The sequence below is a fragment of the Streptomyces sp. NPDC004609 genome, from assembly GCF_042873655.1.
Classification (GTDB): domain Bacteria; phylum Actinomycetota; class Actinomycetes; order Streptomycetales; family Streptomycetaceae; genus Streptomyces.
The window spans coordinates 21,863-44,312 of sequence record NZ_JBIALS010000023.1 but is presented as its reverse complement, the minus strand read 5'-3'; the positions used below and the strand labels follow the sequence as shown (position 1 = coordinate 44,312).

20 protein-coding genes are annotated in these 22,450 nt (G+C 72.6%); 7 read left to right on the top strand and 13 right to left on the bottom strand.

The genetic code is table 11. The features are described 5' to 3' along the window. Positions 1-122: 122 nt before the first annotated feature. Positions 123-1,583 (top strand): CitMHS family transporter, encoded by a 1,461-nt coding sequence (locus ACFYT4_RS22560; protein ID WP_389271742.1) that lies wholly within the window; start codon positions 123-125, stop codon positions 1,581-1,583. Between the two features lie 976 nt (positions 1,584-2,559). Continuing rightward, a complete protein-coding gene (locus ACFYT4_RS22555) occupies positions 2,560-3,918 on the top strand; it encodes an ABC transporter ATP-binding protein (RefSeq protein WP_389271739.1) in 1,359 nt (452 codons plus the stop codon). Positions 3,919-4,042: 124 nt separating this feature from the next. Here ACFYT4_RS22555 and ACFYT4_RS22550 read toward each other — a convergent pair whose 3' ends face one another. Then, positions 4,043-4,687 (bottom strand): TetR/AcrR family transcriptional regulator, encoded by a 645-nt coding sequence (locus ACFYT4_RS22550; protein ID WP_389271736.1) that lies wholly within the window; start codon positions 4,685-4,687, stop codon positions 4,043-4,045. A gap of 169 nt (positions 4,688-4,856) precedes the next feature. Here ACFYT4_RS22550 and ACFYT4_RS22545 point away from each other — a divergent pair, with 169 nt between their 5' ends. Beyond that, positions 4,857-5,480, top strand: coding sequence for a TetR/AcrR family transcriptional regulator (locus ACFYT4_RS22545; protein WP_389271733.1), 624 nt, complete (start codon positions 4,857-4,859; stop codon positions 5,478-5,480). Positions 5,481-5,618: 138 nt separating this feature from the next. On the opposite strand, the gene ACFYT4_RS22540 is transcribed toward ACFYT4_RS22545, so the two are convergent. Further along, entirely contained in the window at positions 5,619-6,080 is a 462-nt protein-coding gene (locus tag ACFYT4_RS22540; RefSeq protein WP_389271730.1) for a MaoC family dehydratase, read from the bottom strand. 112 nt (positions 6,081-6,192) lie between these two features. On the opposite strand from ACFYT4_RS22540, the gene soxR reads away from it, so the two are divergent. After that, on the top strand, positions 6,193-6,666 hold the full coding sequence (soxR, locus tag ACFYT4_RS22535; protein ID WP_389271727.1) for a redox-sensitive transcriptional activator SoxR: 474 nt from the start codon (positions 6,193-6,195) through the stop codon (positions 6,664-6,666). A gap of 1,436 nt (positions 6,667-8,102) precedes the next feature. On the opposite strand, the gene ACFYT4_RS22530 is transcribed toward soxR, so the two are convergent. The 3 genes from ACFYT4_RS22530 to ACFYT4_RS22520 all read right to left on the bottom strand — a co-directional run bounded on the left by ACFYT4_RS22530 (position 8,103) and on the right by ACFYT4_RS22520 (position 12,304). Further along, on the bottom strand, positions 8,103-8,714 hold the full coding sequence (locus ACFYT4_RS22530; RefSeq protein WP_389271724.1) for a hypothetical protein: 612 nt from the start codon (positions 8,712-8,714) through the stop codon (positions 8,103-8,105). Positions 8,715-9,577: 863 nt separating this feature from the next. After that, entirely contained in the window at positions 9,578-10,939 is a 1,362-nt protein-coding gene (locus tag ACFYT4_RS22525; RefSeq protein WP_389271945.1) for a serine-threonine protein kinase, read from the bottom strand. A 105-nt stretch (positions 10,940-11,044) separates the two neighbouring features. Beyond that, positions 11,045-12,304: an exo-beta-N-acetylmuramidase NamZ domain-containing protein gene (locus ACFYT4_RS22520; protein ID WP_389271721.1), complete on the bottom strand. Its 1,260-nt coding sequence runs from the start codon at positions 12,302-12,304 to the stop codon at positions 11,045-11,047. Between the two features lie 206 nt (positions 12,305-12,510). On the opposite strand from ACFYT4_RS22520, the gene ACFYT4_RS22515 reads away from it, so the two are divergent. Next, the gene (locus ACFYT4_RS22515) at positions 12,511-13,275 is read left to right on the top strand and encodes an SDR family oxidoreductase (RefSeq protein ID WP_389271718.1); all 765 of its coding nucleotides are present in this window, start codon (positions 12,511-12,513) and stop codon (positions 13,273-13,275) included. Between the two features lie 218 nt (positions 13,276-13,493). Continuing rightward, positions 13,494-14,087: a TetR/AcrR family transcriptional regulator gene (locus tag ACFYT4_RS22510; protein WP_389271715.1), complete on the top strand. Its 594-nt coding sequence runs from the start codon at positions 13,494-13,496 to the stop codon at positions 14,085-14,087. 100 nt (positions 14,088-14,187) lie between these two features. Here the strand turns inward: ACFYT4_RS22510 and ACFYT4_RS22505 are convergent, their stop codons facing one another. The 6 genes from ACFYT4_RS22505 to ACFYT4_RS22480 form a co-directional block, all read right to left on the bottom strand. After that, on the bottom strand, positions 14,188-15,402 hold the full coding sequence (locus tag ACFYT4_RS22505) for an acyl-CoA dehydrogenase family protein (RefSeq protein ID WP_389271712.1): 1,215 nt from the start codon (positions 15,400-15,402) through the stop codon (positions 14,188-14,190). Between the two features lie 8 nt (positions 15,403-15,410). Next, positions 15,411-16,433 carry a phosphotransferase family protein gene (locus tag ACFYT4_RS22500; RefSeq protein ID WP_389271709.1) on the bottom strand — a complete coding sequence of 341 codons (1,023 nt, stop codon included), beginning with the start codon at positions 16,431-16,433 and terminating at the stop codon, positions 15,411-15,413. A 341-nt stretch (positions 16,434-16,774) separates the two neighbouring features. Next, positions 16,775-17,071 carry a hypothetical protein gene (locus ACFYT4_RS22495; RefSeq protein WP_389271706.1) on the bottom strand — a complete coding sequence of 99 codons (297 nt, stop codon included), beginning with the start codon at positions 17,069-17,071 and terminating at the stop codon, positions 16,775-16,777. Between the two features lie 91 nt (positions 17,072-17,162). Further along, complete coding sequence (locus ACFYT4_RS22490; RefSeq protein WP_389271704.1) at positions 17,163-17,501, bottom strand: DUF202 domain-containing protein; 339 nt, start codon at positions 17,499-17,501, stop codon at positions 17,163-17,165. 52 nt (positions 17,502-17,553) lie between these two features. Continuing rightward, complete coding sequence (locus ACFYT4_RS22485) at positions 17,554-17,952, bottom strand: YidH family protein (protein WP_389271701.1); 399 nt, start codon at positions 17,950-17,952, stop codon at positions 17,554-17,556. A gap of 25 nt (positions 17,953-17,977) precedes the next feature. Then, positions 17,978-18,541 (bottom strand): NUDIX hydrolase, encoded by a 564-nt coding sequence (locus ACFYT4_RS22480; protein ID WP_389271943.1) that lies wholly within the window; start codon positions 18,539-18,541, stop codon positions 17,978-17,980. Positions 18,542-18,663: 122 nt separating this feature from the next. On the opposite strand from ACFYT4_RS22480, the gene ACFYT4_RS22475 reads away from it, so the two are divergent. Then, positions 18,664-20,319 (top strand): FAD-binding dehydrogenase, encoded by a 1,656-nt coding sequence (locus ACFYT4_RS22475; protein ID WP_389271698.1) that lies wholly within the window; start codon positions 18,664-18,666, stop codon positions 20,317-20,319. 157 nt (positions 20,320-20,476) lie between these two features. On the opposite strand, the gene ACFYT4_RS22470 is transcribed toward ACFYT4_RS22475, so the two are convergent. Together ACFYT4_RS22470 and ACFYT4_RS22465 are read right to left on the bottom strand one after the other, a co-directional pair. After that, positions 20,477-21,874 carry a gluconate:H+ symporter gene (locus tag ACFYT4_RS22470; RefSeq protein ID WP_389271695.1) on the bottom strand — a complete coding sequence of 466 codons (1,398 nt, stop codon included), beginning with the start codon at positions 21,872-21,874 and terminating at the stop codon, positions 20,477-20,479. Positions 21,875-21,926: 52 nt separating this feature from the next. Then, entirely contained in the window at positions 21,927-22,436 is a 510-nt protein-coding gene (locus ACFYT4_RS22465; RefSeq protein WP_389271692.1) for a gluconokinase, read from the bottom strand. Positions 22,437-22,450 lie beyond the last annotated feature (14 nt).

The window sequence follows — 22,450 nt, the reverse complement described above, 5'->3', positions numbered from 1 at the left end:
GGGTTTTGCTCGTATTGCTCACGCGTCACCATCTTGTTAACGCTGTGGGCCGCGTCCTAACGTCATCCGGGCCACCCGCGAACCCCGGTGGAAGTTCAAGGATGAACGTTAGGTAACCCCCCATGCTGACAATGCTCGGCTTCGCCATGATCGCGACCTTCCTGGTTCTGATCATGACGAAGAAGATGTCGCCCATCGCGGCCCTGGTCCTCATTCCCGCCCTCTTCTGTGTGATCGTCGGGCAGGGCGCGCAGTTGGGGGACTACGTCATCGAAGGCGTCGGCAATCTCGCCCCCACCGCGGCGATGCTGATGTTCGCGATCGTCTATTTCGGTGTGATGATCGACGTCGGTCTCTTCGACCCGATCGTCCGCGGCATTCTGCGGTTCTGCAGGGCGGATCCCCTGCGGGTCGTGGTCGGTACGGCGGTGCTCGCCGCGATTGTCTCGCTGGACGGCGACGGCTCGACGACTTTTATGATCACCGTCTCCGCGATGTATCCGCTCTACAAGCGCCTCGGCATGAGCCTGGTGGTGATGACGGGCGTGGCCGCGACGGCCAACGGTGTCATGAACACCCTGCCCTGGGGCGGGCCCACCGCCCGCGCGGCCACCGCGCTGAAGCTGGACGCCGCCGACATCTTCGTGCCGATGATCCCGGCGCTCGCCGTCGGACTGCTCTTCGTGTTCGTCCTGGCGTACGTGCTGGGCCTGCGGGAACGCAGGCGGCTCGGGTATCTGACGCTGGAGGAAGCCCCGGAGCCGGAGCCGGAGGCCGGGACCGTGCTGGTGACGGCGGGCGGCGGTGCCGGTGACTCCCGTACGGCCTCCGGGGCCGCGGGCGGCACGGAGGCCCATGAGGACGGCAAGGGCCGCGGCCGGGACGGCGACGGGGAACGGACCGAGGGCCGTACCGGAGCGGCCGGGGAGGAGGCCGGGGGCTTCCAGGGACTCGACCCCCACCGTGAGACCCTCCGCCCCGGGCTCTACTGGTTCAACGCGGGCCTCACCCTCGCCCTCCTCACCGCGATGATCATGGAGTTGCTGCCCATCCCGGTCCTGTTCCTCCTCGGCGCGGCCCTCGCCCTGACCGTCAACTATCCGAAGATGGCCGATCAGCGGGCCCGGATCGGAGCACATGCCGAGAACGTCCTCAACGTCTCCGGCATGGTCTTCGCCGCCGCCGTCTTCACCGGGGTCCTCACCGGCACCGGCATGGTCGAGCACATGGCGGACTGGCTCGTCGGCGCCATCCCCGACGGCATGGGTCCGCACATGGCCGTCGTCACCGGAGTGCTGAGCCTCCCGCTCACGTATTTCATGTCGAACGACGGCTTCTACTTCGGCGTCCTGCCCGTTCTCGCCGAGGCGGGGGCCGCCCATGGGGTCTCACCGCTGGAGATCGCCCGCGCCTCGCTCGTCGGGCAGGCCCTCCATATGTCCAGCCCGCTCGTTCCCGCGGTCTACGTCCTCGTGGGCATGGCCAAGGTCGAGTTCGGCGACCACACCAGGTTCACGGTCAAGTGGGCCGCGCTCACCTCGCTCGTGGTGCTGGCCGCCGGAGTCGCGATCGGCATCATCTGACGGTCCGGCACCGGATCGGCCCGCGCCGAAGGGCCCGGCACGGGACGGCCCGGCGCCCGACGGCCGGGCGTCGGGGTTCGGGGCGCACGCCCCCCGCCGTGCGCGCCGCCCGCCGAGCCGCTCCTGTCCCTGGCCTCGTCCCCGCCCTCGTCTCCGTCTTCGTCCCGTCCCCTCCTTCGTCCCGTTCCCGCCTTCGTCCCCGTCCGGGTCTCCGTCTTCGCTTCGCCTTCGCACAGACCACCGTGCCGGCGGCGAGGCCCACCGGCCCCTGCCGCGCTCCCTCCTTCCCCGGGGTGCGCGGCAGGGGTGTTTCCGCCGCCGGGTGCCCGGGGGGCACCCGCCGCGCGGGGATGCTTCTCGGCCATCCCGGTACCTTTCCCGGGCGCAGCCCATGGTCGGGCGCGGCTCGGCGGCCCCGGGCCGGAAATACGTTTTCGGCCATGGCGCCCGTCGGCCCCGCCGCTGACCGTCTCGGGCGCGCTCACCGCTCCCGACCGCCCAACCGCGTGCGAGGGGCTTCCCTCACGGGCCACCGCGCATCCTCGGCACGGCCCCGGGCAGCCGAATCGGGCCCGCGGCGCCCTGCGCCGCCCTGCCGGGGCCGGCCGCCCCAGAGGACACGGGAGCGGCCGGAGGCCGCCGTCACCGGCCGCGGACCGCCGCCCCGGCGGTCCGGTCCGTGCGCGGCCGCCCGCCGAACCGCCCGCCGTCACGCGGCTTTTGCCGGGTTCCCCGGTCCCGCGGGACCTTTTGTCACGCTTGGCGTACTTCCTCCCCGTGGGGCGTCCCGGTATCCGCAAGGCGAATCCCCGGGCGGAAATGGAAATCGGTGGCGCGCGCGATCAAGTACCGGTGCAGGCAACAATCCTGCATAAATCCAGAACCCCAACATCATCCGTCCGACTTATTCCCCGACAGAGATCGGTCGGCTAGTTTTCAGGGTCTCAGCCGCTCCCCCACTTCTCGGCGGAAACACATGACTCGCGCCATCTCTCTTCACAATGTCAGCAAGCGCTACGGACGCGGCTCGCGCGCCGTCGACCGTTTCACCCTCGATATCGAGCCAGGAGAATTCGTTGTTCTCCTGGGACCATCGGGCTGCGGAAAATCGACCGTGCTCCGCATGATCGCCGGTCTGGAGGAGATCACCGACGGTGAATTGCTTCTCGATGGCGAACCGGCCAACGAGATGCCCCCGCGCGACCGCGCCATGGCCATGGTGTTCCAGAACTTCGCCCTCTATCCGACCATGACCAATCGGGACAACATCGGCTTCCCGCTCCGGCTGGAGAACCGGCGCTGGGACCGAAATCCCCGTGTCGAGGCCACGGCCAAGGTCCTCGGGATCGAGGATGTACTCGACCGATACCCCAGTCAGCTCTCCGGTGGCGAACGCCAGCGGGTCGCGATGGGCCGGGCCATCTCCCGGCGGCCCACCGCCTTTCTGATGGACGAACCCCTGTCCAATCTTGATGCCAAACTTCGCAACTATTTGCGAGCAGAAATTTCCCAACTCACCCGGCAGCTGGGTGTCACCACGGTCTATGTCACCCACGACCAGGCGGAGGCGATGTCACTGGGCGACCGTGTGGCGGTGATGCGCGGCGGAGTCCTCCAGCAGGTGAGCAGCCCGCGCGAGACCTACGCGCTGCCGGAGAACGTCTTCGTCGCGGCCTTCATCGGCACACCCCGGATCAATCTGCTCCAGGCCGTCGTCTACGCCCCGCTGGCCGACCACATGTCGCTCGTGCTCGGCGGGCAGCGCCTCCCGCTGCCCGAACCCCTCCGGCCCGACCACCAGTTGCTCCGTATCCACCAGGGCAAGCAGCTCATCCTGGGGCTGCGCTCGGAGGCCGCGAGAATCGCGGCGCCCGGCCAGGCGCACCCCGGAGAGGCCCTGCTGACCGGGACCGTGGAGTACGTGGAGTACCAGGGGCACGAGGTGCTGGTGCATCTCGACACCGGTTCGCGGCCCGCCGTGGTGCCCGAACTGGAGTCGGCCCGCGGGGCCGAGGCGCCCGCGCGCCGCCGCAGGACCAGAAACGTGCCGAGCATGCTCAGCCGGCTGAAGGAGCGGGCGGCCGCCCATGTCGGGGCGGCGCTGGTCCCGGTGAGGGAGGAGGAACCGCTGCCGTACGGGGCGTACGGGCCGTACGACCCGGAGTGCCCGCCCGTCCCGTCGAGCGACCTCGTCATCCGGACCAGCCCCGACACCTGGCTGCGCCCCGGCGCGCAGGTGCCCGTACTGATCGACCTCGCACAACTGTACGTCTTCGACCACCGGGGCCGCAGAATCTGCCCGGCGCCCGCCCATCTGCTCAGTTTCGACGTCTGAGCCCCGGCTCTCGCGGCCCGCTCCCGCCGGTGTCCCGTGCCCTCCCGCACGGGGCCGCGGCGGGAGCTTCTGTCCGTACGCCCCGCTCGCGGTGCCCGCAGGAGCCCGGAGCACCGCGGGCGGCTCAGTCGCGCGCGACGGCCGCGTACTGGACGGCCAGCCCGTCGATGATCGCCCGCAGTCCCGTCTCGAACGCGCCCTCGTCCACCCGCTCCTGCCGCTCGGCGAGCAGGTGGGCCCGGCCGAGGTGCGGATACTCGGCGGGGTCGTACGCCGACGCGTCGTCGACGAAGCCCCGGGCGAACGAGGCGAGCGCCGAACCCGCGATGAAGTACCGCATCAGCGCGCCGATGTGTGTCGCCTGGGCAGGCGGCCAGCCCGCGCGCACCATTCCGCCGAAGAGCGCGTCCGCCACCCGCAGCGCCGCCGGACGGCGCCCGGGGCCCCTGGCGAACACCGGAACGATATGGGGGTGGGCCTTGAGAGCGGCACGGTAGGAGAGGGCCCAGTCGTGGAGCGCGGTCTGCCAGTCCCGTCCGTCGCCCTCGTCGAACATCGACAGATCGACCTGGTCGCTGACGGCGTCGGCGACCGCTTCGAGGATCTCGTCCTTGGTGCGGAAGTGGTTGTAGAGGGAGGGGCCGCTGACTCCCAGCTCGGCCGCGAGCCGGCGGGTGGAGAGCCCCTCCAGTCCCTGCGCGTCCACGAGCGCGGCGGCCGTCTCGACGATGCGTTCCCGGCTGAGGAGCGGCTTGCTGGGTCGGGCCATGCGGCACATAGTAGGGCCGCCGCCCGGGAGTCCGCGGCGTCGCCCGCCGGGGCGGGACGCGCGGCCGGACTCCGTGCGAGGGGGCTTCTGAGCCATCCGCCCGGAGTGCCTAAGCGCTTGCTCAGCTTCAGGGTATGGTGTTCCCCCCTGATGAGCCGAAGGAGAGCGGATGACTGCGGCCAAGGACACGAGCGGCGAGAGCGTGCCGTGGGGCGAGGTCGAGCCCGAAGCGGCGAGGAAGCTGCTCGTCGCCGCCGTCGAGGCATTCGCCGAACGGGGCTACCACGCCACGACGACCCGTGACATCGCGGGCCGCGCCGGAATGAGTCCCGCCGCGCTCTACATCCACTACAAGACCAAGGAAGAACTGCTCCACCGGATCAGCCGTATCGGGCACACCCGCGCGCTGGAGGTCCTGGAGACCGCGTCCGGCAGGGGCGGGACGCCGGGCGAGCGGCTCGCCGAGGCCGTCGGCTCCTTCGTCCGCTGGCACGCGGGGCGGCACGACACCGCGCGCGTGGTCCAGTACGAACTCGACGCGCTCTCGCCCGAGCACCGGGTGGAGATCGTGGAGCTGCGCCGCCGCAGCGACGCCGTCGTGCGCGGGATCCTGCGCGAGGGGGTCGAGTCGGGGGAGTTCGACGTACCGGACGTGCCGGGGACCACGCTCGCCGTGATGTCGCTCTGCATCGATGTGGCGCGCTGGTTCAACACGCGGGGGACCCGGACGCCGGAGGAGGTCGGCGCGCTCTACGCCGACCTCGTCCTGCGCATGGTCTCCGCGCGCGGATGAACACGGACGCCCCCGGACGGGCGCTGATGACGGCCGGCGGACGCCGTTGGGGGAGCGGGCGCGGGAGGCGGTCCGCCGCCTGCCGGTCCCCGCGCCGGCGCGGTCGGGGGCGTCGGAAGCAGTACGTGGTCGGGGGCGTCAGAAGTAGTAGCGGGACAGCGTCTCGGCCACGCAGACCGGCTTCTCGCCGCCCTCGCGCTCGATCGTGACGAGGGCGGTCACCTGCACGCCGCCGCCGGTCTCCGCCACGTCCTGCAGCGTCACCGACGCGCGCAGCCGTGAGTCCACGGGTACGGGCGCCGGGAACCGGACCTTGTTCGTCCCGTAGTTGATGCCCATCTTCATGCCCTCGACCCGCATGACCTGGGGGACCAGCGACGGCAGCAGCGAGAGCGTCAGATAGCCGTGGGCGATCGTCGTCCCGAACGGGCCTCCCGCCGCGCGCTCGGGGTCCACATGGATCCACTGGTGATCGCCGGTCGCGTCCGCGAACAGGTCGATCCGCTTCTGGTCGACCTCCAGCCAGTCGCTGTGCCCCAGTCGCTCGCCGACCCCGGCGCGCAGCTCCTCCGCGGAGGTGAAGATCCTCGGCTCGGCCATGTCCCTCGTCCCTGCCTTTCGCACACTGTGAGCACACGCCGTTGTCTAAGCGCTTGCTCAGCATGAAGCGCCCGGGTGCTCCTGTCAACGGACCACCAGTAGGCTTCGATGGGTGCCCCAGTTTCCCGAGAACTTCTTCGAACTCACTGTCGGCCAGCTGTCGGAGCGCAGTGGTGCCGCCGTCTCCGCCCTGCATTTCTACGAGTCCAAGGGCCTGATCCGGAGCCGCAGGACCAGCGGCAACCAGCGCCGGTACACCAGAGACACACTGCGGCGGGTGGCGTTCGTCCGGGCCGCGCAGCGGGTCGGCATCCCGCTCGCGACGATCCGGAACGCTCTCGCCGAACTGCCCGAGGAACGCACGCCGGACGAGGAGGACTGGGCGCGGCTGTCCCGGGCGTGGCGGGGTGAGCTGGACGAGCGGATCAAGCAGCTCGGCCGGCTGCGGGACACACTCACCGAGTGCATCGGCTGTGGCTGCCTCTCGCTGGAGACCTGTGCGCTGTCCAACCCGCAGGACGCGTTCGGCAGGAACCGGGCGGGGTCGCGGCTGATGCCGGTGAGCCGCGAGAAGGACTGCTGCTGAGGTTCCCGGCCCGTGTCCCCGGGCGCCGGACGGGCTGGAGTCCGCTGTCCCTGTGTGCCTGTGTCCCAGGGGGCGGCCTGCTCCGGGCCCGGCGGCGGTCCGTCCTCGTACGCGGACGGGGTGGCGGTGGCTGCGCCCGTCCCGGTGCTGCGCCGTGTGCCGCCCGCGCGGGACGGAGTCGTCCCCGTACGCCCGACGGGCAGGGGGCGGTTGCACCCGCTCCGGTGTCCGCCGAGCGGCCTTGTCCGGGCCGGGCTTCCCTTGGCCCGGTCTCGTCGAGTCGGCTCCCCGGCGGGGCGTTCGTCCTGGGATGCCGGTCGGCGGAAACACCCGGGCGGCACGGGGTGGGCTCCTCCGGGCCGGGGGCGGCCCGGAGGAACCCCGGGGTGCGGGCGGGCCTGTCCGCGAGGGCGGGCCCGCACCCCCGTGGCGGGCCCGCCCTCGCGGACCGAAGGCCCCGGGGAAGAGGTCCCGGGGCCTGTCTCATCCGGTCACTACTCTCCGGACGGGAATCGGGTGGGGCGAGCGGATTTCCGTCTGCTACGGTCCGCCCTCGCGCGGGCGACGGGCTCCGCCTTCGACCGGGCACGGCTGCCACCCGGGAGGACCGGGGCGTCCTTCCGTCCGGCTCCCGGCCGATACGGGGTGTCCGGCCCGAGCCGCCGCACCGGCCGCGGTACGGGCCCCGCGCCCCGCGCCTTCGCCGTGCGGCCGGACCGGTCGGCCGCGAGCCGGACCGAGCCGCTCGTACGGGGCGGGGTCCGCCCGGCCCCGCCCGGGTCCACGGGTTCGGCCGGGGACCGCATCCCGGGGCCGCCGCGCGGACGTCCGGAGCCCGGTCGGCGGCGCGATCGGCGCCGACGACTCCTGTCCTCCGCCCTGGGTCCGTGCCCGGCCGGAGGATGCCCACTGCCTGTGCCATGCGCCGGCGGTGCCGCTGTCACCGGCCGGGGGCACGGTCGGGAGCGCCGCGCGGCCCCCTGCCGGTCGTACGCACGCGCCTCACCGGGTGGCTCCGTCCGCGTGGAGCCCGCGCACGCCGCCGGGCCCGGCTCCGTCTCCGCACCCGTCGTCCCGTCGGAAGCGGCCCCGCCCAGCGCCCCGGCGACGACGCGCCGTGACAACGTCCCGCCGCCGCTACGGCTCCCCGGGGCTCCTCTTCCGCACCGGCCGTCACGACCCGTGCCGCCGACTCCGCACGGCGCACCGGGAGTCGGCGGCACGGGCGGGCCGTCAGCGGCCGGGCGCGACCCGTCCGGGCGGATCCGGAGCATGAGTCCGATGCTGCCGGACACCACTGACAACGGCCGGGTGCCCGTCGGCGAACCAGCACCCGGCCACGGTCGGTGTCCACCGGCGGCGCGGCGGCCACCGCACCTCTCGGCCCGCCGCACCACAGGGGGCGTGCCACCCACCGAGGCCCGCCCCCGGACCGCTCAAGCCACCGACGCCAGCTCCCGGCGTCCGGCCTCCTTGGCCGCGGCGACGGCATCGGACGTCAGCACGGGCCGCGGCACGAGGATGCCGCAGCCCGTGCACACCGGTCCGGTCCAGGGCTCACCGGCCAGGTCCTGCCGCCACACGATGCCGGTCGACCCGCAGACCGGGCAGGCCGCGCCCGGCTCGTCCTCCAGCGCCGCGATCAGACGGCGCAGCACCTCGTCGAGGGGTGCCGAGGGATGCTCGGCCGGGCTGTCGCAGCGCGCGACCCCGTTCCCGCCCCAGGTGTGCCGGTGCCAGTCGTCGATCGGCGACGGCTGCCGCAGGCCGAAGTGCTTCTCGCGCTTGCGGCGGTCGGCGAAGTTCTCCTCGTACGCGAGCCAGACGGCCCGCGCCTCTTCCAGTTCGTCGAGCGCGGCCACCAGCCGCGCCGGGTCGGGAGCCCGGTCCTCGGGCTCGATACCGTGCCGGACGCACAGGTGATCCCACGTCGCCCGGTGCCCGTAAGGGGCGAATCGTTCCAGGCACTTGCGCAGCGAATAGCGCCGCAGCGCCAGATCACATCGCGTATCGCGCACCTGTCTAGCAAGACTCCGGAAACCGGCCATCGATACTGCCACCTCCGTCGCTGGTACATCGGCGTTGAGATATGGACGTACGAGTGCCCGATCCGGCTCCATCGAAAATCCGATGGAGCCCATCAGCGAACCGTCCCTACGCTGGCGCATGCCCCGCCCCGCGCCGCCTCATCCTCCCCGTTCGTCACAAGAGGTCCGACCTGAACCCGTACGCTCCGCACGGCATCGCCGCCCGTCCCGCACTGCCGGGACCGGCGTTCGCCGAACTCGCCGGTACGGCCGGTGAATCGAGACGTACGCGACCCCGCCGTCCGCGGTGATCCGACCTCGGGTCAGACGCGGACGCCGCTCGCGACGGGCGGTGCGGACACCGTCCGTACCCTCATCGGGTCCGGCCCGGTGACGTCCCCCGGACCCCGGCCGCTGGCCGCCGCCGAGGCGGCCATCGCCGCGCCGGGCGTCGTCCACGGACCGCGCCCGTGTGCGCAAGGCCCCGCGGCCCGGCGCGGGTCACCCGGCGGCGCGGGCGGGCACGCTGACGCTCTGTCCGGAGGACCCGGACGCCCGGCGGCGCGGCGGAGCACCCGCCGCGGCGCCGGAGCGGATCGCCGTACGCTCGACGACGTGGACCCGCCGGTGGCCGAGACCGCCCGGCACCGCGGACCCGGCCCACCCGGTGACGGCGGCGCGGCCGAGGGCGACCGGCGGTTGGCGGGACCGGCGTCCACCGGGCCACGGGCGGCATCACCCGTCCCGGGATCCAGCGGCCGAACCGGCCTGCCCGTCAGCGGATCGCGGAGTTCCCGGGGGCAGCCCCGCGGTGACGGACCGGCGATCACCGCGGGCCGGATCGGGAGCCCCGTGCGCGGGCGCCCGCTGCGGCCCGCGGATGCTCAGCGGCCGATACGGCCCGCGGACACGACCACCTGTGCCAGCTCCCGGTGGCAGATGTCGCTGTGCGCGCCCGAGGGCGGGCCGCCGCGCCGGACCACCGACGCCGCGTCCACGCTGACACAGCCGGAGGCGGGTACACCCCGCGCCAGCACCTCGTCCAGATCGAAGCGGGCCGACGGCCGGACGGCCTGGAAGCCGTCGTGCCCGATCGCCCACCAGCGCTTGTCGGGCCGGATCGGGACGGTGAACGCCCGGTCGTCCCTGGCGAGGCTCGACGCCATCGGGTAGATCGTCCCCAGCGCGCTGTCGTGCCGGGAGTAGCAGGCCACCACCGGCCCGTCCACGCGCTGCTCCAGGGTCCGCAGGGCGCCCGAGTGCCCCGGGGCGTGCGGCAGGCTCGGCGAGAACGCGTAGTGCGAGAACGCCCCCTGAAGCAGCGTCACCGATTTCACGTTCCGGGCACCGTCGGGCAGCCCGCGCAGGGCGAAGGCGACCAGCCGGGCCCCCTGGCTGTGCCCCACCAGATGCACCCGCAGCGCCGGGCGGCTGCGGGCGAGCTGCCCGAGCAGCGGCCCGAGACCCAGCTCGCCCACCGTGCCCGCGCGGCGCTTCATCGCGTAGTACGTGGTCTGCCGCAGCAGCTCCTTGGCGCCCTTCCAGGTCTTCCTCAGCGCGCCGGGCACGGGGACGGCCTCGGCGGCGGGCTCCCCGGGCGCCACCGAGCCCTCCGGAGGTCCCTCCAGGGCCCGCGCGAACCTCCGGGACATCGTGAACGCGTCCTCGAACAGCACGGCCGGCGGGCCCTGTTCGTCGTCCGGGAGATCGTCCGTGAAGCAGGCCGTCTCCAGCCCGCCTGCGGGCGCCTCCGCCAGCCGCCGTGCGAGCCTTCCGAACTCGGCGAACGCCTCCGGCGACTCGGGCCGCTCGTCGAGGAGCCGCGCGAGCCGCTCCACGGTCTCCCCGTGTCCGGGGAAGAGCCCGTTGAGGGCGAGCCGGGTCTCCGCGTCCAGGGAGATGTCCGGGTCGTCCGCGGAGCCGCCGGCGGAAGCCGCCGGAGCCGTTGCCGGGGCCGGTACGGCTCCGGCGGCCGGCGGGGCGAAGTCGGGTATCGGCTCGTCGGCGAACTTCATCGACGGCCACACCACCCCCGCGTACCCCAGCCGCACCCCTGCCCCCAGCAGCTCCGGGAAGGGCGCGAAGAACGCGGAGTACAGCCGGCCCGCGACCGAGGGGGAGTTGTTCCAGCCATGCGCGAACATCACCAGATCGGTGACCTCCATCCCCAGCAGCCGGTCACGCTGCGCGCGGTCGACATCGCCGTCCTTGTCGAACGTGATGTCCTGGTACGGCCCCACACTCATCCCCGCCATGACGGCCTCCCCCTGGTTGTCGCCCTGTCAGCAGGATGCTGCGCAAGGGGGGATACGGCCATACCCGCGACGCGCGCGGTGTGCGCCGGACGCCGATCAGTACCGCAGATACCGCTTGCGTACGGCCCGGAACGCGGCCAGGTCCTCCTGCCACGCGCCCACGACCTCGTCCGTGCCGGCTCCCGCGTCGATCATCGTGCGGACCCTCGCCGAGCCCGTGAGCTTGTCGATCCAGGTCGGATCGGTGCGCAGCCAGGCGAAGCCGCGCCAGCTCCGCCGGGCCGTCACCAGCAGGCCGATACCGGTACGCACGGGGTCGTACACACTCCGGTCGTGCACATGCACCTGCACCCCGCCGATCGTCTGCCCGGCGAACTTGGAGAACGTCGGCGCGAAATACGCCTCGCGAAAGCGCACGCCCGGCAGTCCCAGCGCATTGGCCGCCTCCGCCCACCTCCAGTCGACGCCCTTCGCGCCGAGCAGTTCGAAGGGACGGGTCGTGCCGCGCCCCTCCGACAGCTCCGTGCCCTCGAACAGACAGGTGCCCGCGTACACGAGCGCGGTCCCCGGCGTCGGCATGTTGGGGCTCGGCGGCACCCACGGAAGACCCGTCAGGTCGAAGAAGTCCGAACGGCGCCAGCCCGACATCCGTACGGTCTCCAGCTCGGCCGGCCGCTCCCGGAGGAACTCGCCGTTGAACAGGTGCGCCAGCTCGGCCACCGTCATCCCGTGCGCCTGCGCGATCGGCTCACGGCCGACGAAGGTCCCGAACGCCCGGTCCAGCACCGGTCCCAGGGCGGACCGTCCCGTCACCGGGTTCGGCCGGTCGAGCACGACGAACCGCTTGCCCGCCGTCGCCGCGGCCCGCATGCAGTCGTACAGCGTCCAGATGTAGGTGTAGAAGCGCGCGCCCACGTCCTGGATGTCGAAGACGATCGTCTCCACGCCCGACGCGGTGAAGACGTCCGCGAGCGGCTGTCCGTACTTCCGGTAGATGTCGTATACCGGCAGTCCCGTTGCCGGGTCGTCGTGGCGCCCCTCGGAGCCGCCCGCCTGAGCCGTGCCGCGGAAGCCGTGCTCGGGGCCGAAGACGGCGACCAGGTTCACGCGCTCGTCGGCGTGCATGACATCCACGATGTGGTGGAGGGCGGAGGTGATCCCGGTCGGGTTGGTGACCACTCCGACGCGATGCCCCGCCAGCGTGCCGTAGCCGTCGGCGACGAGGCGGTCGAAGCCGGTGCGCACCCGCGGGCGCGCGGCGGGGGAACCGCCGGCCGCCCGTGCGCCGGCACCGCCCGCGGCGAGGGCGCCCGCGGCGCCCGACGCGGCCAGCACACCCCGTCTGGACAGGCTCATCGGACTCCCTCCGGAAGGATGTCTGTCATGACCACGCACGTTAGCGCGCGGGGCGGGCGCGGGGAACGACCCGGCCGGCCGTGGCGGCATCGCGTTCTGGCGGCACGGTGGCACCGCCCGTGCGGCTCGCGGGCCGGACCTCTCTTCCCCCGAACATACCGACTGGTTAGTCTGTTGCTGAAGCGGTCAGGGAGAGGCGGAGAGCGATGAGCACGGTGCAGGGCGCTGGAGTGGTGGTCACGGGCGCGGGCGGCGGTATCGGAGCCGCGCTCGCCCGCAGATACGCGGCGGAGGGCGCCCGGGTCGTCGTCAACGACATCGACCCTGGCCGGGCGCGGGCCGTCGCCGCCGAGATCGGCGCGACCGCCGTCCCCGGAGACGCCTCCGGGATCATCGAGGAGGCGCGCGACGCCCTCGACGGCACGGTCGACGTCTACTGCGCCAACGCGGGCCTCGCCTCGCCCGGCGACGCCTTCGCCGGTGAGCCGGTCTGGGCGGCGGCCTGGGACGTCAATGTGATGGCCCATGTCCGCGCGGTCCGCACCCTGCTGCCCGACTGGCTGGAGCGCGGGAGCGGACGCTTCGTCTCCACCGTCTCTGCGGCCGGGCTGCTCACCATGGTCGGCGCCGCCCCCTACAGCGTGTCCAAGCACGGCGCCTACGCCTTCGCCGAATGGCTCTCGCTCACCTACCGGCACCGGGGTCTGAAGGTGCACGCCATCTGCCCCCAGGGCGTGCGTACGGACATGCTCACCGCGGCCGGTTCGGCGGGCGAACTGGTCCTCGCCCCCGGCGCGATCGAGCCCGAGGACGTCGTGGCCGCGCTCTTCGAGGGCATCGCCGCCGACCGCTTCCTGATCCTGCCCCACCCCGAGGTCGCCGGCTACTACCGGTCCCGCGCGGCCGAGCCCGAGCGGTGGCTGTCCGGAATGAACCACCTCCAGCGGAAGTGGGAGGACGCCGGGGCGTGAGACCGCAGGCGGCGGGCGGGTTCCCCCGCCGTTCGGCGGGGAGAAACGGTGAAGGCGTACGCCCGTACGCGTCCCGCGGCCGAAGCTGAGCCGGGCGCGCCCCGCGCGCACCGGTGACCGGAGCCCGCGCGGGGCGACAAGTGGGAAGATCCTCGGGCGGGAACTCCGCTTTCCCGGATACGTTACCGAGTGTTATCGATGGAGAGGTGGGTGGCGGCATGGCCAGGACGACGGACGGGGATGACACCCCCGTACCGCAGAAGTTGCTGGCCGCTGCCACCAGGCTCTTCGCCGAGCGGGGATACGACCGCACCTCCGTCCAGGAGATCGTCGAGGCGGCGGGGGTCACCAAGGGCGCGCTGTACCACTACTTCGGTTCCAAGGAGGACCTCCTCCAGGAGGTCTACGCCCGGATGCTCCGCCTCCAGCAGGAACGCCTCGACGCCTTCGCCGACGCCGACGAGCCCGTGGAGCAGCGCCTGCGCGGAGCCGCGGCCGATGTCGTCGTCACGACCATCGACAACCTGGAGGACGCGCACATCTTCTTCCGCTCGATGCACCATCTGAGCCCCGAGAAGCTCAAGCAGGTGCGGGCCGAGCGGCGCCGGTACCACGAGCGCTTCCGGGCGCTGGTGGAGGAAGGGCAGGCTAGCGGGGTGTTCTCGTCGGCGACCCCCGCGGACCTGGTCGTGGACTACCACTTCGGGTCGGTCCACCACCTGTCCACGTGGTACCGCCCCGACGGCCCGCTCACCAAGCAGCAGGTCGCCGCCCACCTCGCGGACCTCCTGCTCCGCGCCCTGCGTCCCTGATCCGGCCCGGGCCCCGCACCCCGTCCTCCCCGCCGTACGGCAGTGACAGCCCTGCCGGCGTGTGAGACGCGGGGGCGGGGCGGAGGCCCCGGGACGGGCCCTACGCGTACGACCTGAGCTCGCGCCGCGCCAGCGACCGCTGGTGCACCTCGTCCGGCCCGTCCGCCAGCCGCAGCGTCCTCGCCGCCGCCCACAGCTCCGCCAGCGGGAAGTCCTGGCTCACCCCGCCGGCGCCGTGGATCTGGACCGCCCGGTCCAGGATGTCCACCACCGCCCGCGGAGTCGCGATCTTGATCGCCTGGATCTCGGTGTGCGCACCCCGGTTGCCGACCGTGTCCATGAGCCACGCGGTCTTCAGGACCAGCAGCCGCAGCTGTTCGACTGTCACCCGCGCGTCGGCGATCCAGTTCTGGATCACGCCCTGCTGCGCGAGCGGCTTCCCGAAGGCGGTACGGGACGCGGCCCGCTCGCACATCAGCCCGATCGCGCGCTCGGCCATGCCGATGAGCCGCATGCAGTGGTGGATACGGCCCGGACCCAACCGTGCCTGCGCGATCGCGAACCCGCCGCCCTCCTCGCCGACGAGGTTCGACACGGGCACCCGGACGTCGTCGAAACCGACCTCGGCGTGCCCGCCGTGCCAGTGGTCCTCGTAGCCGTACACCCGCATGGCACGCCGGATCTCCAGTCCCGGGGTGTCCCTCGGCACCAGGATCATGGACTGCTGGCGGCGGATGTCCGCGCCGTCCGGGTCGTTCTTGCCCATCACGATGAAGATCCGGCAGTCGGGGTTCATCGCACCGGAGATGTACCACTTGCGGCCGTTGACGACGTAGTCGTCGCCGTCGCGGTCGATCCGCGTCCGGATGTTCGTGGCATCCGACGACGCGACCTCGGGCTCGGTCATCGCGAACGCCGAGCGGATCTCGCCGGAGAGCAGCGGTTCCAGCCACTGCTTCTTCTGCGCCTCGCTGCCGAACTGGGCGAGCACCTCCATGTTCCCGGTGTCGGGGGCCGCGCAGTTGACCGCGGTCGGGCCGAGCTGCGGGCTGCGGCCGGTGATCTCGGCGAGGGGGGCGTACTGAAGGTTCGTCAGCCCGGCTCCGTGCTCCTCGTCCGGCAGGAAGAGGTTCCACAGGCCCTGCCTGCGTGCCTCCGCCTTGAGGTCCTCCACGACCGCGGGCGTGTCCCACGGCGAGGCGAGCCGCGCCCGCTGCTCCTCCGCCACCGGCTCGGCGGGCAGGACGTGCTCCTCCATGAAGGCGAGCAGCCGGCCCCGCAGCTCTTCGGTACGGGCGTCGAATGCGAAGTCCATGGGTGTCCTCAGCCTTCCTGGAGGGTGGTGAGCCCGTGCTCGATGAAGACGGGCACGAGGCCGCCGATCCGGTCGAAGCCGTCGCCGACGGTCTGCCCGAGGGTGTACCGGTAGTGGATGCCCTCCAGGATCACGGCGAGCTTGAACCAGGCGAAGGCCGTGTACCAGGAGACGGCGGAGGTGTCCCGGCCGGACCGGGCGGCGTACCGCTCGATCAGCTCCGCGGTCTTCGGGTGCCCGGGCGCGGCGGCCGTGGTGTTGATGGGCGCGTCGGGCACGTTCAGCTCCTCGCTGTACATCGCCAGCAGCCCGAGGTCGGTCAGCGGATCGCCGAGGGTGGACATCTCCCAGTCCAGGACCGCCTTGATCCGGTCGTCCGTACCGACGAGGACGTTGTCGAGCCGGTAGTCGCCGTGGACGACGGTGGGCGCGGGGGAGGCGGGCAGCGAGCGCCCGAGCGCGGCCTGGAGTTCGTCGATCCCGGCGAGTTCACGGGTGCGGGAGGCGTCCAGCTGCTTGCCCCACCGCCGCAGCTGCCGGTCGAGGAAGCCCTCCGGGCGGCCGAAGTCGCCGAGGCCGACCGACTCCGGGTCGACGGCGTGCAGATCGACGAGGGTGTCGACCAGGCCGAGGAGGACCTGCCGGGTGCGCTCGGGGCCGATGGGTGCCAGCTCCTCCGCCGTGCGGTACGGCGTACCCTCCACGAACTCCATGACGTAGAACGGTGATCCGAGCACCGACTCGTCCTCGCACAGCAGCACCGGCTCGGGCACCGGGACCCCCGTGGGGTGCAGCGCGCTGATCACCCGGTGCTCGCGCTTCATGTCGTGCGCCGTCGCCAGGACATGCCCCAGCGGAGGACGGCGCACCACCCAGCGGCCGGTGCCGTCGGTCACGGAGTAGGTGAGGTTGGAGCGCCCGCCCTGGATCAGCCGGGCGCTGAGCGGTCCGCTCACCAGGCCCGGCCGCTCGCGGTCGAGGCGACCGCGGAGGCTCACGGGGTCGAGACCGGGCGGGGGGACGTGGCTCATCTGGGCACCTCCGGGGGAGGACGGACATGACCTCCCGATAATGACCGACCAGTCGGTATGTCGTCCAGTGCGCGGCCGGAACGGGGTCCGGATCACACGCGGGGCCGGCCGTCGGCCGGGAAACGCGGGACTCCCCGGGGCGCGAGCCGCCCGGGGAGTCCGGGATACGGGATACGGGATACGGGATACGGAGGAGCGTGATGCCGGACGGCGGTGCGCCGGTGCGCGAGGCGAAGGCGTGCGGGGTGCCCGTACGCGGGGCGAAGACGTGCGAGGAGTACGTGTGCGGGGTGCCGGGACGGGGCTCGGCGGGCCGGGGCGCGAGGCCCCGGTGCCGGAGGTCAGTGATCGTCCCAGTGCCCGTCGTGGGCCGCGTGCCGGTGTCCGTCGTGCACGTAGTCGACATGGTCGCCGTGCTCCACCGCCGGGTGCCCGCAGGAGGGCCCGTGCTGGTGCGTGTGACCGCTGTGGGCCACGTGCTCACCCGGCTCGCACTCGTCCCAGTGGCCCGAGTGCTCGCGGTGGAGATGCCCGTCGTGCGCGTAGTCGACATGGTCGCCGTGCGGGACCCCGGTGTGGCCGCAGGCCGGACCGTGCGTGTGCTCGTGGGCGGAGTGTTCCTGATGGAGAACGGTCATGACCCTTACCTTTTGTCTGGTTAGTGTCGTTCTGTCCTGCCCAGGCTAGTCCCCGGAACCTCCCGACGGGCCCACGCGCCGCCCCCGCGCGTCACCTCAGGATCGCCACCGCCGAGACCGCCAGTGCCACCGTGAACCCCACCGCCGCCAGCGCCGCCCGCACCGGCAGCACCCGCGGCCGGGGGTCGGCCCCCAGGATCCGTATGCGCCACTGGGCCACCCGCAGAAAACCGAGCCACATCAGCAGACTGAAGGCCAGCCCCACCACCGCCGCCGTGCCCACCTCGCCGCCGCTCACCGTCCCCCGGACCGCGAGCACGGTCACCACCGTGAACGCCAGCGTGGTCCTGCGCCACGCCAGCCGGGTCCGCTCCGGCTGGAGCCCCGGATCCCGCCCCGGGACCCCGGGGCCCCCGGGGCCCGCCGTCACCGCCCGGCTCCCGGGGATACGGGTGCGGTACCCGGCCCGGAAGCGGCCGGGGTCACCGCGTGCCTCCCCAGCCGAACAGCACCACGACCACCATCCCCACCGCGACGAGCGCGATCACCAGACTCAGCAGCGCGGGCAGCCGGGACACCGGCAGGTCCTCGCCGCGCCGCATGGCCCGCTCGCACCGCACCCAGTGGTTGACCGCCCGGAGCGCGCACAGCACTCCGGCCGCCAGCAGCGCCAGCGCCATGCCCGCCCGGACCGCCCACCGCAGATCGGGCAGGAACTGGTCGACGGCGAAGCCGCCCGCGATGAGCGCGAGGGCGGTCCGGAGCCAGGCGAGAAAGGTCCGCTCATTGGCCAAAGAGAAGCGGTAGTCGGGGGTCTCGCCCTCGTCCCGCACTCGCTCGGGCGCGAACCACAGGCGCAGGCTCCGTACGAAATCGGTCACCCTGCGCACCCTACTCGCGGCGTGATCACGGGGCTCCGTGGTCCCCGTCACGTTCCGGGCGCCCGGGCCCGGGGCGCCGGGCCCCGGGGCGCCCGGCGCGCAGCCGGGCGTAGGCCGCGAGCCCGTCGGGCACCCACTCCCACTCGCCGAGCCGCCGCTCGACCTCGGCCTCCGTCAGAAAGGCGTGCCAGGCGACCTCCTCGGCCTGCGGCCGCACGGGCAGCTCGCAGCGGACCTCGTACACCGCCGACCACCACGACCCGGTGCCGTCCTCGTACAGAAACCTGAACAGCGGTACGGGCCGGGGGAGTCCACGGACGCCCAGCTCCTCCTCGGCCTCCCGCAGCGCCGCGTCGTCGTAGCTCTCGCCCGCCCCGACGACACCGCCCACGAACATGTCGTACAGCGAGGGGAATACCAGCTTGCCCGCCGTCCGGCGGTGGACGAAGATCCGGCCGTCGGCGTCCCTGGCCAGGACGAACACGGCGCGGTGGCACAGCCCCCGGGCGTAGACGTCACCCCGGCGGGCCCGTCCGACGACCCGGTCGGACGCGTCGACGACGTCCAGGATCTCGTCGGCGGAACTCATCCCTGCGTTCATGCCCCTCATTCCATCACCACCGGGTCCGCCCCGGCGGTTGACTGGTTACCGGCCCGTACGGAGGATCGGACCAGCCAACTGCCCGACCCGGCCGGACAAGGATGGACACCATGGCGTACGACGCTGATGTGATCGTGATCGGGGCGGGTCTCGCGGGTCTGGTGGCCACCGCGGAACTCGTCGACGCCGGGCGCAAGGTGATCCTCCTGGACCAGGAGCCGGAACAGTGCGTCGGCGGCCAGGCGCACTGGTCCTTCGGCGGACTGTTCCTCGTCGGCTCGCCCGAACAGCGCCGGATGAGGATCAGGGACAGCCGGGACCTGGCGTACCAGGACTGGCTGGGCACGGCCGGGTTCGACCGCGAGGAGGACCACTGGCCGCGCCAGTGGGCCGAGGCGTACGTCGACTTCGCGTCCGGGGAGAAACGGGCCTGGCTGCACGAGAGGGGAGTGCGGTTCTTCCCGGTCGTCGGCTGGGCCGAGCGGGGCGGCTACGACGCCACCGGCCACGGCAACTCCGTCCCCCGTTTCCACATCACCTGGGGTACGGGACCCGGGCTGGTCGCGCCCTTCGAGCGGCGGGTCGGGGAAGGCGTCGCGCGCGGGCTCGTCCGCACGGCGTTCCGGCACCGGGTGACCGCCCTCGGCAGCACCGGCGGCGCGCTCGACACCGTCAGCGGTGAGGTGCTCGAACCGTCCGCCGCCCGGCGCGGCACCGCGAGCAGCCGTGAGGTCGCCGGGGCCTTCGAGTTCCGCGCCCAGGCGGTGATCGTCACCTCGGGCGGGATCGGCGGCAACCACGACCTCGTACGCGCCCAGTGGCCCGGCCGGCTGGGCGCGCCGCCGGAGAGGATGCTCTCCGGCGTGCCCGCGCACGTCGACGGGCTGATGCTGGGCATCGCGGAGCGTGCGGGCGCCAGCCACATCAACCGCGACCGGATGTGGCACTACACCGAGGGCATCGAGAACTGGAACCCGGTCTGGGCCCGGCACGGCATCCGGATCCTGCCCGGCCCCTCGTCGCTCTGGTTCGACGCGCGCGGGAAGCGGCTGCCGGTGCCGCTGTTCCCCGGCTTCGACACCCTCGGCACGCTCGAACACATCATGCGGTCCGGCTACGACTACACGTGGTTCGTCCTCGACCAGAGGATCATCGGCAAGGAGTTCGCCCTCTCGGGCTCCGAGCAGAACCCCGACCTCACCGGGAAGTCGGTGCGCGGGGTCATCGGGCGCGCCCGGGCCGAGGTGCCGGGCCCGGTGCGGGCGTTCATGGACCGGGGCGTGGACTTCGTGGTCGAGAAGGACCTCTCCGCCCTCGTACGCGGAATGAACGCGCTCACCAAGGAGCCGCTGATCGAGGAGGCGGAACTGCGGCGCGAGATCCTCGCCAGGGACCGCGAGATCCGGAACCCGTTCACCAAGGACCTCCAGGTCACGGCCATCCGAGGGGCCCGCAACTACCTCGGTGACAAGCTGATCCGCACGGCCGCCCCGCACCGCATCCTCGACCCCGCCGCCGGTCCGCTGATCGCCGTGCGGCTGAGCGTCCTCACCCGCAAGTCGCTCGGCGGGCTGGAGACCGACCTGTCCTCCCGGGTGCTCACCGAGGACGGCGGCCCGCTGACGGGGCTGTACGCGGCGGGGGAGGCGGCCGGCTTCGGCGGCGGCGGTGTTCACGGCTACCGGTCCCTGGAGGGCACCTTCCTCGGCGGCTGCGTCTTCTCCGGGCGCGCGGCGGGGCGTGCCGCCGCGGCGGCGACCGGCTGAGCCGCGCGGGGCTCGCGACCGCCGGAGCGGCCGGCCCGACGCGAGTGTCGTCCAGCGGCTCCGGCAGGGCCGACCGGGACCGCCGGGCGGGCGTTCCCCGGCACAACGATGTCCCGCGGTGGGGCGGACCCACCGCGGGACATCCGGTCCGCGCGCCCTACAGCACCAGCGAGAGCAGCAGTACGAAGACGATGCCGACGACCGAGATGATCGTCTCCATCACCGACCAGGTCTTGACCGTCTGGCCGACGCTCATGCCGAAGTACTCCTTCACCAGCCAGAAGCCGGCGTCGTTGACATGGCTGAAGAAGAGGGAACCGGCACCGATGGCCAGCACCAGAAGCGCCGACTCCGTCGTCGACATCCCGGCCGCGAGCGGCGTGACCAGGCCGGCCGCGGAGATCGTCGCCACCGTCGCGGAACCGGTCGCCAGCCGGATCGCCACCGCGATCAGCCAGGCCAGCAGCAGCGTCGGGATCGACCAGCTCTCGGAGATGTCCAGGATCATCTCGCCCACACCGGCGTCGATCAGGGTCTGCTTGAAGCCACCGCCCGCGCCGACGATCAGCAGCACACCCGCGATCGGGGCGAGCGAGGTCTCGACGGTCGAGGAGATCCGCTCCTTGGTGAACCCGGCGGCGCGGCCGAGGGTGAACAGCCCCACGAGCACGGCGGCGAGCAGGGCGATCAGGGGCGAGCCGATGACGTCGGTGACCTTCTGCACCGGATTCCCGGGGTCGTCGACGACGATCTCGACCAGCGCGTTCGACAGCATGAGCACGACGGGCAGCAGCACCGTGAACACGGTCGCGCCGAAGCCGGGGCGCCTGTCCAGGTCTTCGGAGGGCCGCGCGGGGATCATGTTCTCCGGCGCGGGGATGTCGACCCAGCGGGCCGCGTACCGGGAGAACAGCGGACCGGCGATGATCACCGTCGGTATGGAGACCAGGACGCCGAGCGCCAGGGTGACCCCGAGGTTGGCGCCGAGGGCGTCGATCGCCACCAGCGGGCCGGGGTGCGGCGGAATCAGACCGTGCATCACCGAGAGGCCGGCCAGCGCGGGGATACCGATCCGCATCAGCGAGTAGTTGCCGCGCTTGGCGACCATCAGCACGACCGGGATCAGCAGGACGATACCGACCTCGAAGAACAGCGGCAGACCGATCACGGAGGCGATCAGCACCATCGCCCACGGCATCGTCCGGCCGTTCGCCTTCGCCAGGATGGTGTCCACGATCTGGTCGCCGCCGCCCGAGTCGGCCAGCAGCTTGCCGAGGATGGCGCCGAGCGCGATCAGCACACCCACACCGGCGACCGTGGAGCCGAGCCCCTTGGAGAAGGACTCGATGGCCTTGCCGAGCGGTGCGCCCGCGAACGCCCCGAGCGCCAGGGACCCGATGGTCAGCGCGAGGAAGGCGTGCATCTTGAACTTGGTGATGAGCAGCACGATGACGGCGATGCCCGCGAGGACGGCGATGCCGAGCTGGGCGTTGCCCGCCGAGGTGATCGGCTCGGTGGCGCCCGCCGCCAGCGTCTCGACGCTGAGACTGGTCACGGTGATTCCTTCGTGGAGGGTGAGTGGTGTCGTACGGGGGATGCGGGGGAGGTCACGGGGTCGGGCGGCCCAGCGCGGCGAGCGCCCGGGCGGTGATCTCCTCCGGGGTGCCGGAGACATCGACGGCGACGCCCGACTCGTCCGCGTCGAGCGGCTGGAGCGCGGCGAACTGCGAGTCCAGCAGCCGTGTGGGCATGAAGTGCCCCCTGCGCCCGGCCATCCGGCGCTCGATGAGTTCCCGCTCGCCGGTGAGATGGAGGAACACGGCGCCCGGGGCGGCGGCCCGCAGGCGGTCGCGGTAGGCCCGCTTGAGCGCCGAGCTGGAGACCACCCCGCCCGCGCCCGCCCGGCCGTGCGCCCACTGCCCGATCGCGTCGAGCCAGGGCCACCGGTCGTCGTCGCCCAGTGGCGTCCCGGCGGACATCTTGGCGATGTTCTCCGGCGGGTGGAAGTCGTCGCCCTCGGCGTACGGAACGCCCAGTGCGCGCGCGAGCAGGGGCCCGATCGTGGTCTTGCCGGTTCCTGCCACGCCCATCACCACGACGACGTGTGGGGTGCTCATCTGCGTGCCTCGCT

What these genes read in the sequence shown, in the direction of transcription:
- ACFYT4_RS22480 (WP_389271943.1), bottom strand. Translation starts at nt 18,541, where the DNA reads ATGAGTTCCGCCGACGAGATCCTGGACGTCGTCGACGCGTCCGACCGG.
- ACFYT4_RS22510 (WP_389271715.1), top strand. Translation starts at nt 13,494, where the DNA reads ATGGCCAGGACGACGGACGGGGATGACACCCCCGTACCGCAGAAGTTG.
- ACFYT4_RS22520 (WP_389271721.1), bottom strand. Translation starts at nt 12,304, where the DNA reads ATGAGCCTGTCCAGACGGGGTGTGCTGGCCGCGTCGGGCGCCGCGGGC.
- ACFYT4_RS22560 (WP_389271742.1), top strand. Translation starts at nt 123, where the DNA reads ATGCTGACAATGCTCGGCTTCGCCATGATCGCGACCTTCCTGGTTCTG.
- ACFYT4_RS22465 (WP_389271692.1), bottom strand. Translation starts at nt 22,436, where the DNA reads ATGAGCACCCCACACGTCGTCGTGGTGATGGGCGTGGCAGGAACCGGC.
- ACFYT4_RS22530 (WP_389271724.1), bottom strand. Translation starts at nt 8,714, where the DNA reads ATGGCCGGTTTCCGGAGTCTTGCTAGACAGGTGCGCGATACGCGATGT.
- ACFYT4_RS22495 (WP_389271706.1), bottom strand. Translation starts at nt 17,071, where the DNA reads ATGACCGTTCTCCATCAGGAACACTCCGCCCACGAGCACACGCACGGT.
- ACFYT4_RS22550 (WP_389271736.1), bottom strand. Translation starts at nt 4,687, where the DNA reads ATGGCCCGACCCAGCAAGCCGCTCCTCAGCCGGGAACGCATCGTCGAG.
- ACFYT4_RS22505 (WP_389271712.1), bottom strand. Translation starts at nt 15,402, where the DNA reads ATGGACTTCGCATTCGACGCCCGTACCGAAGAGCTGCGGGGCCGGCTG.
- ACFYT4_RS22500 (WP_389271709.1), bottom strand. Translation starts at nt 16,433, where the DNA reads ATGAGCCACGTCCCCCCGCCCGGTCTCGACCCCGTGAGCCTCCGCGGT.
- ACFYT4_RS22555 (WP_389271739.1), top strand. Translation starts at nt 2,560, where the DNA reads ATGACTCGCGCCATCTCTCTTCACAATGTCAGCAAGCGCTACGGACGC.
- ACFYT4_RS22525 (WP_389271945.1), bottom strand. Translation starts at nt 10,939, where the DNA reads ATGAGTGTGGGGCCGTACCAGGACATCACGTTCGACAAGGACGGCGAT.
- ACFYT4_RS22515 (WP_389271718.1), top strand. Translation starts at nt 12,511, where the DNA reads ATGAGCACGGTGCAGGGCGCTGGAGTGGTGGTCACGGGCGCGGGCGGC.
- ACFYT4_RS22475 (WP_389271698.1), top strand. Translation starts at nt 18,664, where the DNA reads ATGGCGTACGACGCTGATGTGATCGTGATCGGGGCGGGTCTCGCGGGT.
- ACFYT4_RS22540 (WP_389271730.1), bottom strand. Translation starts at nt 6,080, where the DNA reads ATGGCCGAGCCGAGGATCTTCACCTCCGCGGAGGAGCTGCGCGCCGGG.
- ACFYT4_RS22545 (WP_389271733.1), top strand. Translation starts at nt 4,857, where the DNA reads ATGACTGCGGCCAAGGACACGAGCGGCGAGAGCGTGCCGTGGGGCGAG.